The sequence below is a fragment of the Streptomyces sp. NPDC002790 genome, from assembly GCF_040295505.1.
Classification (GTDB): domain Bacteria; phylum Actinomycetota; class Actinomycetes; order Streptomycetales; family Streptomycetaceae; genus Streptomyces.
In genome coordinates this window covers 22,754-38,250 of sequence record NZ_JBEOVM010000034.1, presented here as the reverse complement: position 1 = coordinate 38,250, position 15,497 = coordinate 22,754, and the positions used below count along the sequence as shown (strand labels likewise).

The window sequence follows — 15,497 nt, the reverse complement described above, 5'->3', positions numbered from 1 at the left end:
TCGTCCCTCATGGAGGTGTACGGATGACCAGTACGGTCCCCGCACTCGGTACCCGAACGGCCGAAGGCTCCACGCTTCAGGCCGTGCTCCTCGACATGGACGGAACACTCGTCGACACCGAGGGATTCTGGTGGGACGCCGAGGCGGCCGTCTTCGCCGAACTCGGCCACACCCTCAAGGACGCCTGGCGCCACGTCGTCGTCGGCGGGCCCATGACCCGCAGCGCCGGCTTCCTCATCGAGGCCACCGGCGCCGACATCACGGTGCCCGAGGTGACCGTGCTGCTCAACGACGCCTTCGAGAAGCGCATCAGCAGCTCCCTGCCACTGATGCCGGGGGCCGCGAGACTCCTCGCCGAACTCGCCGCGCACGACGTGCCCGCGGCGCTCGTCTCCGCCTCCCACCGGCGCATCATCGACCGCGTCCTGCACTCGCTCGGACCCGCCAACTTCCGCCTCACCGTCGCCGGTGACGAGGTCTCACGGACCAAGCCGCACCCCGACCCGTACCTCCTCGCCGCCTCGGGGCTCGGCGCGGAGCCCGCCCGCTGCGCCGTCATCGAGGACACCGCCACCGGCGTCACAGCGGCCGAGGCGGCGGGCTGCCAGGTCGTCGCCGTGCCCTCCGTGTCACCGATCGAGCCGGCACCCCGGCGCACCGTCGTCCGCTCCCTGGAACACGTCAACGTGCCTTTCCTACAGGGACTCATGACGTCCTGAAGTCCCCGGGGTGGCTGAATCCGTGCGTACGACAGGCTTGTTGAGGGTGTGACCTTTCCCACTTCCCCGAGGGTCGACAGGTCATCCGACGCATGCTGCGCGAGCGCCTTCCGTGCAGTATGGGGCGCCTTTGTGTCCCGATTGGCCACCCCATGCGACGAACCTTCCTCCTGAGGTGTTTTCGGTGCGTCCACGCCTGATTCCACAGCGTGATGGAAGCCCCGATCCCGCACCCGCGAACCGCGGCGGCGCGGCGGCGGTACGCCCATTAATGTCGTCGCGAGAACATCGCCGTACTCTCCCGTCGCCCACGCGTCCCACCCCTTTCGCCGGGCCGGCGGGTTCAACAGCTCTGGAGAACTTCGAGCATGAACCGCAAGACTTTGGTGCTGCCGGCCATCATCGGTCTGCTGGCCCCCGTGCTCGCCGCGTGCGGCGGGTCCGACAGCTCGGACGCGGGCGGCGATGCGATCAAGGTGGGCACCACGGACCGGTTCATCGCCTCCGGCAAGGTGCCCGCGCCGTTCGACCCGGCGTACGCCTACGACTCCGGATCCTGGAACGTACTGCGCCAGACCGTGCAGACGCTCATGGCGATGCCCCGCAGCGGCAGCGGCGAGCCCGTGCCCGAGGCCGCCCAGAGCTGCATATTCTCCGACAGCGGCAGCGAGCGCTACGCCTGCAAGCTGCGCAAGGACCTCAAGTTCGCCGACGGCACGCCCATCACCGCGGCCGACGTGAAGTACTCCATCGACCGTGTCCTGAACATCAAGAGCGACAGCAACTCCTTCGGGCTGCTCTCCTCGATCGACACCATCGAGACCCAGGGCGACCGCGAGGTCATCTTCCACCTCAAGTCCCCGGACGCCACGTTCCCGTACAAGCTGGCCACCCCCACCGCCGGCATCGTCGACCCCGACGACTACCCGAAGAACAAGCTGCGCAACGGCTTCGAGGTCAACGGCTCGGGCCCGTACACCCTGAAGGCCACCGTCAAGAACGACGCCGTCGTCAAGACCGTCTTCACCAAGAACCCCAACTACAAGGGGCAGTTGAAGCCGAAGAACGACAAGGTTGAGTTGGACTCCTTCACCGGCGCCGACGCCATGGGCAAGGCGCTGGAGAAGGGCGACATCGACATGATGACGCGCACCATGTCGCCGGAGCAGATCAAGAAGTACTCGGACAGCGCGCCCAAGAACGTCAACCTGGTCGAGATGCCCGGCATGGAGATCCGCTACCTCGGCTTCGACACCAAGGCGAGCACCGTCCGGGACAAGGCCGTCCGGCAGGCCATGGCGCAGCTCGTCGACCGCGGCGAGATCGCGTCCGAGGTGTACGGCACCGGCGCCGAGCCGCTGTACTCGCTCGTGCCCAGCGGCATCACGGGCCACCAGAACTCGTTCTTCAACAAGTACCAGAACCCCAGCAGGTCCAAGGCCGCATCGATTCTGCAGCGGGCGGGCATCCACACGCCGATCAAACTCACCCTGCACTACACGAGCGACCACTACGGATCGGGCACCAAGAAGGAGTTCGAGCTCCTCCAGAAGCAGCTGAACACCAGCGGCCTCTTCGACGTCGACATCAAGGGCGACGTCTGGGACACCTACCGCGACGCCCAGCTCAACGGGAAGTACGACGTCTACGGGATGGGCTGGTTCCCCGACTTCCCGGACGCCGACAACTTCCTCGCGCCGTTCCTCGACAAGGACAACTTCCTGTCGTCCCCGTACTCCAACAGCAGCATCCGCGGTGACCTGATCCCGGCCGAGCGCCGCGAGGCCGACCGGCTCACCGCGTCCAAGCCCATCCAGCAGATCCAGAACATCGTCGCCGACGACGTGCCCGTTCTCCCGCTGTGGCAGGGCAAGCAGTACGTCGCCGCCCGCGACGACATCACCGGGGTGGAGTGGGCGCTGTCCGCCTCCTCGATCCTCCAGCTGTGGGAGCTGGGCCGCGGCGTCAGCGGCTGAGCCCACCCCGGGGCCGGTCCACTCGCGGGCCGGCCCCAGTCCGTCCGCTCGACCGACGACAAGGCACGTACGTGAGAATGCGCAACCAGTGGCTGGTCATGCCCCTCGGCGCGGTACTCTCCGCGGCACTCCTGGCCGGCTGTGGCTCTGACGAGAGCGACTCAGCCGGCAACGGCGACGCCGTGGTCATGGGAATGTCCGACGACATCCAGGCCACCGACCCTGCCTCCGGCTACGACCCCGGCTCGTGGCTGCTGTTCAACAACGTCTTCCAGTCGCTCCTCAGCTTCCCCAACGGTGGCACCGAACCGCAGCCGGAAGCCGCCAAGGAGTGCCACTTCAGCGACAGCGCCACCAAGGTCTACACGTGCACGCTCCGCTCCGGCCTCGAGTTCAGCAACGGGAACGCACTCACGTCGAAGGACGTCAAGTTCTCCTTCGACCGCATGATGAAGATCAACGACGCGGCCGGTCCCGCGATCATGTTCCCGATGCTGGACAAGGTCGAGACCCCGGACGCCAGGACCGTCACCTTCAAGCTGAAGTCCGCCGACGCGACCTTCCCCAGCAAGATCGCCTCGGGCGCCGGATCGATCGTCGACCACACCGCATACCCCGCGGACAAGCTGCGCACGGACGGCAAGGCCACCGGCTCCGGCCCCTACCAGCTCGACTCCTTCGGCAAGAAGCAGGCCGACTTCTCGGTCAACTCCAAGTACGAGGGCACCGCCAAGGTCAAGAACCAGGGCGTCACCATGAAGTTCTTCCACGGTGACCAGGCAGGCCTGAAGAAGTCGCTGCTCGCCGGGAACCTCGACCTCGCCTACCGCGGCCTCGCCGCCAAGGACGTCGCCGACATCCAGGAGTCCGGCACCAAGGACCTGGACGTCATCGAGGGCACGAGCGCCGAGGTCCAGCACCTCGTCTTCAACATGGACGACCCGGTCGCCGGCAAGATCGGCGTCCGCAAGGCGATGGCCCACCTCATCGACCGCGACGCCCTCATCAGCGACGTGTACGACCAGACGGCCACCTCGCTGTACTCGATCATCCCGGCGGGCATCACCGGCCACAACACCGCCTTCTTCGACAAGTACGGGGCCCGCCCCTCGAAGAGCAGGGCGGCGGCCGCGCTGCGCGCCGACGGCATCGACACGCCGGTCAAGCTCACGCTCTGGTCCACGCCCGCGCGTTACGGCCCGGCCACCGACGCCGAGTTGAAGACCATCGCCAAGCAGCTCAACGCGAGCGGCCTGTTCGACGCCGACGTGAAGTCCGTCGAATTCGCCCAGTACGAGCGGGACATCAAGTCCGGCAAGTACGGCGTCTACGTCAAGGGCTGGGTGCCCGACTACCCGGACCCGGACAACTTCACCCAGCCGTTCTTCGGCAAGGGCAACGTCCTCGACAACCGCTACGAGAACAGCACCATCACCGGCCGGATCATCCCCGAGACCGGCGCCCGCAGCGACCGCTCCGGAACGGTCCCGCGCTACGAGCAGCTTCAGGACATCGTCGCCGACGAACTGCCCATCCTGCCGGTCTGGCAGGCCAAGCAGTACGCCGTCGCCAAGTCCGACGTGTACGGCCTGGAGAACTGCCTCGACGCGTCGACCGTCTTCCGGTTCTGGGAGATCAGCAAGGGCTGAACACCGTACGCACACGAAGGCGGCGGTCACCGTGATGGTGACCGCCGCCTTCGTTTCTACTGCCTACTGCGCGCCCGGGCGGACCAGCCCGCTCTCGTACGCGTACACAGCCGCCTGCACCCGGTCGCGCAGGCCCAGCTTCGTCAGCACATGGCCGACGTGCGTCTTCACCGTCGTCTCGCTCACGAACAGGTCGGCGGCGATCTCGGCGTTCGACAGGCCGCGCGCGACCAGCTTCAACACCTCGACCTCCCGCTCCGTGAGCGTGCCCAGCGTGTCCGGCACCGGCTCGTCCCCGGACGGGAGATGGTCCGCGTACTTGTCGAGGAGACGGCGCGTGATGCTCGGCGCCAGCATCGCCTCGCCGGCCGCCACCACCCGGATCGCCTGCACCAGCTCGCCCGCGGGCGCGTCCTTGAGCAGGAAGCCGCTGGCCCCCGCCTTCAACGCCTCCACCACGTACTCGTCGAGATCGAACGTGGTGAGCACCAGGACCTTCGCCGGGCCGTCCTTGCCGGGACCCGAGATCTGCCGTGTCGCCTCCACGCCGTCCATCCGCGGCATCCGGATGTCCATGAGGACCACATCGGGCTGCAGGGCACGCACCTGGTCAAGCGCCTGCAGGCCATCCCCGGCCTCGCCGACCACCGCGATGTCCTGCTCGGCCTCCAGAATCATGCGAAAGCCCGTACGCAGCAGCGGCTGGTCGTCGACCAGCAGGACGCGGATGGCCACGAAACTCTCCTTTGATCCTTCGATGGGGGATCCTTGGACAGACCCGGCGGCCCATTCTGCCCTGCTATGCCTGCGGGAGGTCCGTCACCCCGGCCTCGGCCGCCGGGACGATCCGCAGCGGGTACGGCGGGGGAGTGCCGCCGAACTCCGGGCACACCGCCTGGTGGTCGCACCAACCGCACAGCTTCGTGGGCCTCGGCCGCCAGTCGCCCGTCTCCGTCGCCTGCTGGATCGCCTCCCACAACGCGAGCAGCTTCCGCTCCACGCGCTCCAGATCCGCGGGCACCGGGTCGTACGTCACCACGTCCCCACTGCCCAGATACACGAGCTGAAGGCGGCGCGGCACGACCCCCTTCAGGCGCCACACCACCAGCGCGTAGAACTTCATCTGGAACAGCGCGCCCTCCGCGTACTGGGGGCGGGGCGCCTTGCCCGTCTTGTAGTCGACGATGCGCACCTCGCCCGACGGCGCCACGTCCACCCGGTCGATGATCCCGCGCAGCTTCAGGCCCGACTCCAGCTCGGCCTGCACGAAGAGCTCCCGCTCGACGGGCTCGAGCCGCGTCGGATCCTCCAGCGTGAACCACCGCTCCACGAGGCGCTCCACATCGGCGAGCCAGCGCGCCATCCGCTCGCCCGCGGCCTCCTCGCCCTCGCCGGCATCGGCGAACAGCTCGGCCAGCTCCGGCTTCGACTCCCGCAGACGGTCCCACTGGCCGGGGATCAGCGCGGCGGCCCGCGGCACCGTCCGCTCGTCCGCGGGCGCGTCGAAGAGTCTCTCCAGGACGGCATGGACCAGCGTGCCCCGCGTCGCCGCCTCGCTCGGCTTCTCCGGCAGCTTGTCGATCACCCGGAACCGGTACAGCAGCGGGCACTGCATGAAATCGCTCGCGCGCGAGGGCGAGAGCGACCTCGGCGGGGCGGCCACGGCCTGCGCGGGGGCCTGATCGGTGCTGGTCTCCATGCCGTACGACGATACGGGCACCCACTGACAGTCAGGCACCTGCACGGACGGCCGCGTCTTGCGTAGCGTGGCGCGGGGGAGTCGACGGGGGCCCGCCGACACTGTCCGCATACCATCGACGCCAGAACGTCCCGCCCGGCGGCGGGAAACGCTTCGAACGAGGGGACCGAGGGATCACCGTGGACGAGAGCGGCCGGCCGCAGCCCGGCACCGGCGAGGCGACGTCGCCCGGGCCTCCGGTCGCGGCCGAGCCGGACGCGACCGAAGCCCGTGAAACCAATGGGACCCAGAACCCACACGACCCGGCAGCGCCGCAGGCGCCGCAGCGACCTGATGCGGACCAGCCGGACGCGGACCGGCCGGACGCGGACCGGCCGGACGCGGACCGGCCGGACGCGGACCGGCCGGGTGCGGACCGGCCGGGTGCGGACCGGCCGGACGTGGACCGGCCGGGTGCGGACCAGGTCGGCGTGGGCCAGCCCGCCTCGAACCAGCCCGCCGCGACACCGGACAGCGCGGCGCCACAGCGGGCCCCCGGCACACGGCAGACCGACTCCACCTCGCCGGCCGACTCCGCCCGGACGGCCGACTCCGACCCGGACACGAGCCCCGCCCCCCAGCCGCAGGACGTGCCGCCCGCGCATCCCTATGACCGGCACCCCGAGCGTGCCGCGGCCGCCTCCGGTGAACGGAAGGGCGCCACCAAGGGCCCCACCAAGCGCCCCGAACCGCGCGGCGGACTGCTCATGGGGCGGCCCTTCGGCGTCCCGGTGTACGTCGCCCCCAGCTGGTTCCTCGTGGCCGCGCTGATCACCTGGGTCTTCGGCGGCCAGCTCGACCGCGTGCTCCCCGAACTCGGCGCCGCCCGCTACCTCGTCTCCCTCTTCTTCGCCGTCGCCTTCTACGCCTCCGTACTCGTCCACGAACTCGCGCACGTCGTCGCCGCGCTGCGCTTCAAGCTCCCGGTGCGCCGCATCCGGCTGCAGTTCTTCGGCGGCGTATCGGAGATCGAGAAGGAGTCCGAGACCCCAGGACGCGAGTTCGTGCTCGCCTTCGTGGGCCCGCTGCTCTCCCTCGTCCTCTCCGGCGTCTTCTACGCGGCGATGCGAGCCGTCGAACCCGGCACCGTCCCCGGCGTACTCCTCGCGGGCCTGATGATCTCCAACCTGATCGTCGCCGCGTTCAACCTCCTGCCCGGACTGCCCCTCGACGGCGGCCGGATGCTCCGCGCCGTCGTCTGGAAGCTCACCGGCAAGCCCATGAGCGGCACCATCGCCGCCGCCTGGGTCGGCCGCGCCCTCGCCGTCACCGTCCTCATCGGCCTGCCGCTGCTCACCCAGTCCGGCGCCCTCGGCGAAGGCGCCGAAGAAGCCGGCGGCATGGACACCCTCATGGACGCGCTGCTCGCCGCCATCCTCGCCGCGATCATCTGGACCGGCGCCGGCAACAGCCTGCGGATGGCACGCCTGCGCGAACACCTCCCCGACCTGCGCGCCCGCACCCTCACCCGCCGCGCCGTCCCCGTCGAAGGCGAAACCCCGCTCTCCGAAGCCCTGCGCCGCGCCAACGACGCGGGCGCCCGCGCCCTCGTCGTCGTCGACGCCGACGGCGACCCCCACTCCCTCGTCCGCGAGGCCGCCATCGTCGGCATCCCCGAACACCGCCGCCCCTGGGTCCCCGTCAGCGGTCTCGCCCAGGACCTCACCGACGGCATGCGCGTCTCCGCCGAACTCGCCGGTGAGGAACTCCTCGACACCCTCCGCGAGACCCCCGCCACCGAATACCTCGTGGTCGAGGAGAACGGCGCCATCTACGGAGTGCTCTCCGCGGCGGACGTGGAGCGCGCCTTCGTCAAGGCCATGGCCCGCCCTTCATAAGAAGCCGCGTGGTCGGCGCCCCCCGCCGGGCCCGGTAGGCTGTTCACATGTCCGAACCGACCGGTGCCGCCCGCAGGCGCGGGCCCTTCACGGTCGGGGACCAGGTTCAGCTGACCGACCCCAAGGGCCGCCATCACACGTTCACGCTCGAAGAGGGAAAGAGCTTCCACACCCACAAGGGCTCCTTCCCGCACGACGAGCTGATCGGCGCACCCGAGGGCAGCGTTGTCCGTACCACCGGAAACGTCGCCTACCTCGCGCTGCGCCCCCTGCTCCCCGACTACGTCCTGTCCATGCCCCGCGGCGCCGCCGTGGTCTACCCCAAGGACGCGGGGCAGATCCTCGCCTTCGCCGACATCTTCCCCGGCGCGCGCGTCGTGGAAGCGGGCGTGGGCTCCGGCTCGCTCAGCAGCTTCCTGCTGCGCGCCATCGGCGACCAGGGCATGCTGCACTCCTACGAGCGCCGCGAGGACTTCGCCGACATCGCCAAGGGCAACGTCGAGCGCTACTTCGGCGGACCGCACCCCGCCTGGCAGCTCACCGTCGGCGACCTCCAGGACAACCTGTCCGACGGTGACGTCGACCGCGTCATCCTCGACATGCTGGCCCCCTGGGAGTGCCTGGACGTCGTCAAGAAGGCGCTCGTTCCCGGCGGCATCCTGTGCTGCTACGTGGCCACCACCACGCAGCTCGCCCGCACCGTCGAGTCCATCCGCGAGATCGGCTGCTTCAACGAGCCGACCTCCTGGGAGTCGATGATCCGCAACTGGCACGTGGAGGGCCTCGCCGTCCGCCCCGACCACCGGATGATCGGCCACACCGGCTTCCTGCTCACCGCCCGCCGTCTCGCGGACGGCGTCGAGCCGCCCATGCGCCGCCGCCGCCCCTCCAAGGGCGCCTACGGCGAGGACTACGACGGCCCGAATGCCGACGGCGGCAACCGCGGCCGCTGAGCCGCCGAAGCCGAGCCACCGGAAACGTACAACCGCACAACGCGAAAGCGCCGCCGCGGAGTTCCCCCGCACGCACGGGAACTCCGCGGCGGCGCTTGTTCGTTGACGAAGCGGCAGCACCAGGACCAGATATCACCGGAAGAAAGAACGGACCCCGCCGTTCCCGCGCACTGTGACGTATGGCACGATGCTGGCCACCCCCACCGGCACAGCCCTCACAGGAGACGCTCCTCGTGCAGCAATCCGCCGTCCCGGAACTGGCGCACACCACCACACGACCCATCCACTGGCTGGCCACCGCGGCCGCCCTCGCCGCCGTCGTCGCGGTCTCCGGCTTCCTGAAGCCGGGCTCCGCCACCGCGGCCCAGGCCGACCACAGGGCCCCCGCGGGCAAACCCGCGGCCGTGGCCCCGCCCGATCCCGCCGCCGTGCACTTCCCGCTCGACTGCGGGCCCGTCAAGACCGCCGTGGTCCAGAAGGCCGCTGGGGACCTGGACGGCGACGGACGCCCCGAGACGGTCGCCGTCGTCCGCTGCGACGCCGGCGTCGGCACACCACCCAGCGGCATCTACGTCGTCACCCAACCCGCCGGTGCCAAACCCCGCGTCGTCGCCACGCTCGTCACACCCAAGGACAACTACTCGGCGACCACGCTCGCCATACAGGACGGATCGGTCCTCGCCGAGCTGGACGGCTACTCCTCGGACTCCGTGCCCCGATACCGCCCGGACGTCCACGAGAAGGCCAAGTGGCAGTGGCAGGGCGGGGCGTTCGTCCGCTCCACGCCCTCCGAGGCCCGCGCCGCCTGACACCGCACACAACGGGCCCCGCCCGCCGGAAAACCGGCGAACGGGGCCCGTTCGTCTACGCAGAGTGAGCGGAGTGAGCAAAAAATTACTCGGCGTCAGGGCCGTGCACCTCGACCCTGTCCGAAACCCGCCGCACATGGATGCAGTCGCCCGGACACTCCTTCGCCGACGCCACCACATCCGTGAGAAGCGGAAGCGGCACGGGCGTTGACGCACCCACGTCCTGCAACAGCTCGTCGTCCGCGCTCTTCACATACGCCAGACCGTCGATGTCCAGCTCAAAGACCTCAGGGGCGTACTGCGCGCAGATCCCGTCCCCGGTGCACAGATCCTGGTCGATCCACACCTCCAGCGGAACGCTGCTTCCGGTGTCGGATCCGGCCTCTTGCCGCACGGTCATGTCTCCTGCGCTTTCCTGCGTCGCGGCCCCCGAAAACCTCCTTCAGAGGAGTAAGTCGGGCCAAGCCTGACGGGTGTTGAACGCTTCGACCCTACAACCGGCCGCTTTCCGATGTTGTTGGGTGGGTATTCCCCTGGCGTGAGGGAGAGCGCAAGGGTGAAGATCGGACACACCCCATCGTCTTTTTGATCTAGGGGTTTCAATCGACACCCGCCCAGGTAGGGTCTGGAAGCGTCCAGCTCCCCTTGGAGGAGGTGAGGACCGTGGCAGCCCACGACGACGACATCAACCGCGGCATCCGCCCGGGACGAGGGTCCGAAGACCCCGCCGGGCAGGTTGCCTATCTCGAGCAGGAAATCGCCGTCCTGCGGCGCAAGCTCGCCGACTCTCCGCGGCACACGAGGATTCTCGAAGAGCGGATCGTCGAGCTGCAGACAAACCTGGCCGGCGTGTCCGCTCAGAACGAGCGGCTCGCCAACACACTCCGTGAGGCCCGCGACCAAATCGTGGCCCTCAAGGAAGAAGTCGACCGGCTCGCACAACCGCCGGCAGGCTTCGGAGTCTTCCTCTCGGCCAACGAGGACGGCACTGCCGACATCTTCACCGGCGGCCGCAAACTCCGCGTGAACGTGAGCCCAAGCGTCGAACTCGAAGAGCTCCGACGCGGCCAGGAACTCATGCTCAACGAAGCGCTCAACGTGGTCGAGGCCATGGAGTTCGAGAGCGTCGGCGACATCGTCACCCTCAAGGAAATCCTCGAGGACGGCGATCGAGCCCTCGTGGTCGGGCACACCGACGAGGAACGGGTGGTACGGCTCGCCGAGCCGTTGCTGGACGTCACCATCCGCCCCGGCGACGCCCTGCTGCTCGAACCCCGATCCGGCTATGTCTACGAAGTCGTACCGAAGAGCGAAGTAGAGGAACTCGTCCTCGAAGAGGTCCCGGACATCGGCTACGAGCAGATCGGCGGCCTGGGCAACCAGATCGAACTGATCCGCGACGCGGTCGAGCTCCCCTACCTCTACCCGGACCTCTACAGGGAGCACGAACTGCGGCCGCCCAAGGGCGTCCTGCTGTACGGGCCCCCCGGATGCGGTAAGACCCTGATCGCCAAGGCAGTAGCCAACTCCCTGGCCAAGAAGGTCGCAGAAGTGACCGGAGTGGCCCAGGGCAAGAGCTACTTCCTCAACATCAAGGGTCCCGAACTTCTCAACAAGTACGTCGGCGAGACCGAGCGGCAGATCCGCCTCGTCTTCCAGCGTGCGAGGGAGAAGGCCAGCGAGGGCACCCCCGTCATCGTCTTCTTCGACGAGATGGAATCCCTCTTCCGCACCCGCGGCTCCGGCGTCAGCTCGGACGTCGAGAACACCATCGTCCCGCAGCTGCTCGCCGAGATCGACGGCGTCGAAGGCCTGCAGAACGTGGTCGTGATCGGCGCCTCCAACCGCGAGGACATGATCGACCCGGCCATCCTGCGGCCCGGACGACTCGACGTGAAGATCAAGATCGAGCGCCCGGACGCCGAAGCGGCCAAGGACATCTTCGGCAAGTACCTCACCGAACGCCTCCCGCTGCACATCGACGACGTCGAGGAGCACAGCAGCGACAAGGCAGCCACGGTCCACGCCATGATCCAGACGGCCGTGGAGCACATGTACACCGAATCCGAGGAAAACCGCTTCCTCGAGGTGACATACGCAAATGGCGACAAGGAAGTCCTCTACTTCAAGGACTTCAACTCCGGCGCAATGATCGAAAACATCGTCGGACGCGCCAAGAAGATGGCCATCAAGGCCTTCCTCGAACAGAACCAGAAGGGACTCAGGGTCTCCCACCTCCTGCAGGCTTGCATCGACGAGTTCAAGGAGAACGAGGACCTGCCCAACACCACCAACCCGGACGACTGGGCCCGAATCTCCGGCAAGAAGGGCGAGCGGATCGTCTACATCCGCACCCTCGTCACCGGAAAGCAGGGCGCGGACACCGGACGCTCCATCGACACGGTGGCGAACACCGGTCAGTACCTGTAAAAGACAGGGTGGCTGCGGGTGCCCGAACCGGGTACCCGCAGCCGACTGTTTTGCGGCAGCACTCCGCGGCGCACGACAGGAACCGACCACGCGAGCGACCGCGCGAAGCCGGAGCGAATCCAATGACGCAAATGATCTCCCCACCAGCGCAAAGGCGTTCTAGTCTCTTCCATGCCGCCGAGTCGCGCAGTGCGGGGACGGGCACCGCACACGCACCGGAGAACCAGCGGTACTTGAGCGGCGCCCCCGACCGAGGGCGCTGCCGGGCAAGGAGGGCCGCATGACCGTACGGCGAGTAATGGGCATCGAGACGGAATACGGGATCTCCGTCCCCGGCCACCCCAACGCCAATGCCATGCTCACCTCGTCCCAGATCGTCAATGCCTACGCCGCGGCGATGCACCGGGCCCGCAGGGCCCGCTGGGACTTCGAGGAAGAGAACCCGCTGCGCGACGCGCGAGGCTTCGACCTCGCACGCGAGGCCGCCGACTCGAGCCAGCTGACCGACGAGGACATCGGCCTGGCCAACGTCATCCTCACCAACGGCGCGCGCCTCTACGTGGACCACGCACACCCCGAATACAGCTCACCCGAGGTCACCAACCCCCGCGACGCCGTGCTCTGGGACAAGGCCGGCGAGCGCATCATGGCCGAGGCCGCGGACCGGGCGGCCCAGCTGCCCGGCGCCCAGCCCATCCACCTCTACAAAAACAACACCGACAACAAGGGCGCCTCCTACGGGACGCACGAGAACTACCTGATGAAGCGGGAGACCCCCTTCTCGGACATCGTGCGCCACCTGACGCCCTTCTTCGTCTCCCGCCAGGTGGTCACGGGCGCCGGCCGTGTGGGCATCGGTCAGGACGGCCACGAACACGGCTTCCAGCTCAGCCAGCGCTCCGACTACTTCGAGGTCGAGGTGGGCCTCGAGACCACCCTCAAGCGCCCGATCATCAACACCCGCGACGAGCCGCACTCCGACGCGGAGAAGTACCGCCGCCTGCACGTGATCATCGGCGACGCGAATCTGTCGGAGATCTCGACCTACCTCAAGCTCGGCACGACATCACTCGTTCTGTCCATGATCGAAGACGGTTTCATCGCGGTCGACCTGGCCGTGGACCAGCCCGTCCGCACCCTCCACCAGGTCTCCCACGACCCGTCCCTCCAACACCTGATCACTCTCCGTAGTGGCCGCACACTCACCGCGGTGCAACTCCAGATGGAGTACTTCGAGCTCGCCAGGAAGTACGTGGAGGAGCGCTTCGGCTCCGACGCGGACGACCAGACCAAGGACGTCCTGGCGCGCTGGGAGGACGTGCTGGGGCGCCTGGAGTCGGATCCCATGAGCCTGTCCGGCGAGCTCGACTGGGTCACCAAGCTCGAGCTCATGCAGGGCTACCGGCGCCGCGACAACCTCGAGTGGGACGCCGCCAAGCTGCACCTGCTCGACCTCCAGTACGCCGACGTACGGGCCGAGAAGGGCCTCTACAACCGCCTGGAGGCGCGCGGCAAGATGAAGCGCCTCCTGGACGAGACCGAGGTCGAGAACGCCCGTACGAAGCCGCCGGAGGACACCCGTGCGTACTTCCGCGGACGCTGCCTCGAGCAGTACGCGGACGACGTCGCGGCGGCCTCCTGGGACTCGGTCATCTTCGACCTCCCCGGCCGGGACTCGCTCCAGCGCGTCCCAACCCTGGAACCCCTTCGCGGAACGCGGAACCACGTGAAGGAGCTCCTGGACAGGTGCCGCACGGCCGAGGACCTGGTCCGGGTGCTGTCCGGCCAGTGACGGGCACCCGATCCACCGATGATCAATCACCGATCCAGGGCTGAAAAGTCGGTGGCAGGGGAATCACAGAGGTGGGCCCCGCACGTTGCACAAAGTGCGGGGCCGATGTCAGAGCCGACGCGTAGGGTTCTGATCACGAACGACCTGAGCGAACCACGTCGTCCCACGGCGTGGATGTCGAACCGAGCGGGGTGAGCTGGACATGGCAACCAAGGACACCGGCGGCGGACAGCAGAAGGCGACGCGCTCCACCGAGGAGGTCGAGGAGCAGGAGGTCGACGAGCAGTCGACCGAGGACCTCAAGGAGCGCCAGGAGAAGCTGAGCGATGACGTCGACTCCGTCTTGGACGAAATCGACGACGTCTTGGAGGAGAACGCAGAGGACTTCGTGAGGTCATTTGTGCAGAAGGGCGGGCAATAGCGGTCATGTCGGTCGCGGCCGACACGACCGTCTGCACGGGCTCCAGGTGTGGTGCCGGCAATGCGTGGCGGAATGCGGCGCCGCGTATTTCCGGCAAGCCGCACGCCGAGTGGTACCACAAGCTGAATGCCCCGGCAGTACATGTGGATCACTGCCACGAGACGGGTAGGGTCCGTGGCGTACTGTGCTTCAACTGCAATTCGGCCATCGGCAAGTTGGGGGATGACCTCGACACCGTCCGTCGGGCCGCTGCCTACTTGGAAGGAAACGCGTGGAAGCCAACCCTCGTAGCACCGGGCGTCTACCGGCTGCCTTCCTGACGCCGGGATCGTCGTCCTTCATGGACTTCCTGTCCGAGCACCAGCCCGAAATCCTGCCGGGCAACCGGCAGTTGCCGCCGACGCAGGGTGTCATCGAGGCCCCGCACGGCACGACCATCGTCGCGGTCGCGTTCCCCGGTGGCGTGGTACTCGCCGGTGACCGGCGGGCCACGATGGGGAACGTGATCGCGCAGCGCGACATCGAGAAGGTCTTCCCGGCGGACGAGTACTCGGCCGTGGGCATCGCCGGCACCGCCGGTCTGGCCGTCGAGATGGTGAAGCTCTTCCAGTTGGAGCTGGAGCACTTCGAGAAGGTCGAGGGTGCGCAGCTGTCGCTGGAGGGCAAGGCGAACCGGTTGTCGACCATGATTCGGTCGAACCTCGGGATGGCCATGCAGGGGCTGGCCGTTGTGCCGCTGTTCGCGGGTTACGACGTGGATCGCGAGAAGGGCCGGATCTTCTCGTACGACGTCACGGGTGGCCGGAGTGATGAGCACGGGTATGCCGCGACCGGCTCCGGTTCGGTGTTCGCGCGTGGGGCGATGAAGAAGCTCTACCGCGAGGACCTGACGGAGGAGCAGGCGACGACGTTGGTCGTGCAGGCGTTGTACGACGCGGCCGATGACGACTCGGCGACGGGTGGTCCGGACATGGCGCGGCGTATCTTCCCGATCGTCACGGTGATCACTGAGGACGGGTTCCGGCGGTTGTCGGACGATGAGTCGTCCGAGATCGCGCGGGCGGTTCTCGAGCGGCGTCTGGAGCAGCCGGACGGCCCGCGGGCCGCCCTGTTGTGAGCTGACCGCGCCTCTGCCTCTGGTTCCCCACTGACTTTTTACTGACAGAAAGGGA

The 15,497-nt window shown here is 68.1% G+C and carries 13 protein-coding genes and 1 pseudogene; 11 read left to right on the top strand and 3 right to left on the bottom strand.

The genetic code is table 11. From position 1 onward, the window contains the following. The first annotated feature begins 23 nt into the window (after positions 1–23). From ABT004_RS17820 to ABT004_RS17810, 3 genes are all read left to right on the top strand, one after another. Complete coding sequence (locus ABT004_RS17820; RefSeq protein WP_351337476.1) at positions 24–719, top strand: HAD family hydrolase; 696 nt, start codon at positions 24–26, stop codon at positions 717–719. A gap of 368 nt (positions 720–1,087) precedes the next feature. Then, a complete protein-coding gene (locus ABT004_RS17815; RefSeq protein ID WP_351337474.1) occupies positions 1,088–2,695 on the top strand; it encodes an ABC transporter substrate-binding protein in 1,608 nt (535 codons plus the stop codon). A 71-nt stretch (positions 2,696–2,766) separates the two neighbouring features. Further along, a complete protein-coding gene (locus ABT004_RS17810) occupies positions 2,767–4,344 on the top strand; it encodes an ABC transporter substrate-binding protein (protein WP_351337471.1) in 1,578 nt (525 codons plus the stop codon). A 63-nt stretch (positions 4,345–4,407) separates the two neighbouring features. On the opposite strand, the gene ABT004_RS17805 is transcribed toward ABT004_RS17810, so the two are convergent. Continuing rightward, the gene (locus ABT004_RS17805) at positions 4,408–5,079 is read right to left on the bottom strand and encodes a response regulator (protein ID WP_351337468.1); all 672 of its coding nucleotides are present in this window, start codon (positions 5,077–5,079) and stop codon (positions 4,408–4,410) included. 64 nt (positions 5,080–5,143) lie between these two features. Next, a complete protein-coding gene (locus tag ABT004_RS17800; RefSeq protein WP_351337465.1) occupies positions 5,144–6,043 on the bottom strand; it encodes a RecB family exonuclease in 900 nt (299 codons plus the stop codon). Between the two features lie 179 nt (positions 6,044–6,222). Here ABT004_RS17800 and ABT004_RS17795 point away from each other — a divergent pair, with 179 nt between their 5' ends. The 3 genes from ABT004_RS17795 (at position 6,223) to ABT004_RS17785 (ending at position 9,682) form a co-directional block, all read left to right on the top strand. Then, positions 6,223–7,920: a site-2 protease family protein gene (locus tag ABT004_RS17795; RefSeq protein ID WP_351337462.1), complete on the top strand. Its 1,698-nt coding sequence runs from the start codon at positions 6,223–6,225 to the stop codon at positions 7,918–7,920. A 47-nt stretch (positions 7,921–7,967) separates the two neighbouring features. Further along, entirely contained in the window at positions 7,968–8,873 is a 906-nt protein-coding gene (locus ABT004_RS17790; RefSeq protein WP_351337459.1) for a tRNA (adenine-N1)-methyltransferase, read from the top strand. 233 nt (positions 8,874–9,106) lie between these two features. Next, the gene (locus ABT004_RS17785) at positions 9,107–9,682 is read left to right on the top strand and encodes a hypothetical protein (protein ID WP_351337456.1); all 576 of its coding nucleotides are present in this window, start codon (positions 9,107–9,109) and stop codon (positions 9,680–9,682) included. Between the two features lie 85 nt (positions 9,683–9,767). Here the strand turns inward: ABT004_RS17785 and ABT004_RS17780 are convergent, their stop codons facing one another. Continuing rightward, the gene (locus ABT004_RS17780) at positions 9,768–10,082 is read right to left on the bottom strand and encodes a ferredoxin (protein WP_351337453.1); all 315 of its coding nucleotides are present in this window, start codon (positions 10,080–10,082) and stop codon (positions 9,768–9,770) included. 263 nt (positions 10,083–10,345) lie between these two features. On the opposite strand from ABT004_RS17780, the gene arc reads away from it, so the two are divergent. From arc to prcB, 5 genes and pseudogenes are all read left to right on the top strand, one after another. Further along, the gene (gene arc / locus ABT004_RS17775; protein WP_351337450.1) at positions 10,346–12,112 is read left to right on the top strand and encodes a proteasome ATPase; all 1,767 of its coding nucleotides are present in this window, start codon (positions 10,346–10,348) and stop codon (positions 12,110–12,112) included. Between the two features lie 280 nt (positions 12,113–12,392). Beyond that, positions 12,393–13,904, top strand: coding sequence for a depupylase/deamidase Dop (dop, locus tag ABT004_RS17770; protein WP_351337447.1), 1,512 nt, complete (start codon positions 12,393–12,395; stop codon positions 13,902–13,904). A gap of 202 nt (positions 13,905–14,106) precedes the next feature. Continuing rightward, a complete protein-coding gene (locus ABT004_RS17765) occupies positions 14,107–14,325 on the top strand; it encodes a ubiquitin-like protein Pup (RefSeq protein ID WP_306319237.1) in 219 nt (72 codons plus the stop codon). 122 nt (positions 14,326–14,447) lie between these two features. Next, positions 14,448–14,645: pseudogene (locus ABT004_RS17760) on the top strand (endonuclease VII domain-containing protein); the annotation flags it as partial. Next, positions 14,597–15,442, top strand: coding sequence for a proteasome subunit beta (gene prcB / locus ABT004_RS17755; protein ID WP_351337443.1), 846 nt, complete (start codon positions 14,597–14,599; stop codon positions 15,440–15,442). The pseudogene ABT004_RS17760 and the gene prcB, both read left to right, overlap by 49 nt. Positions 15,443–15,497: the final 55 nt, after the last annotated feature.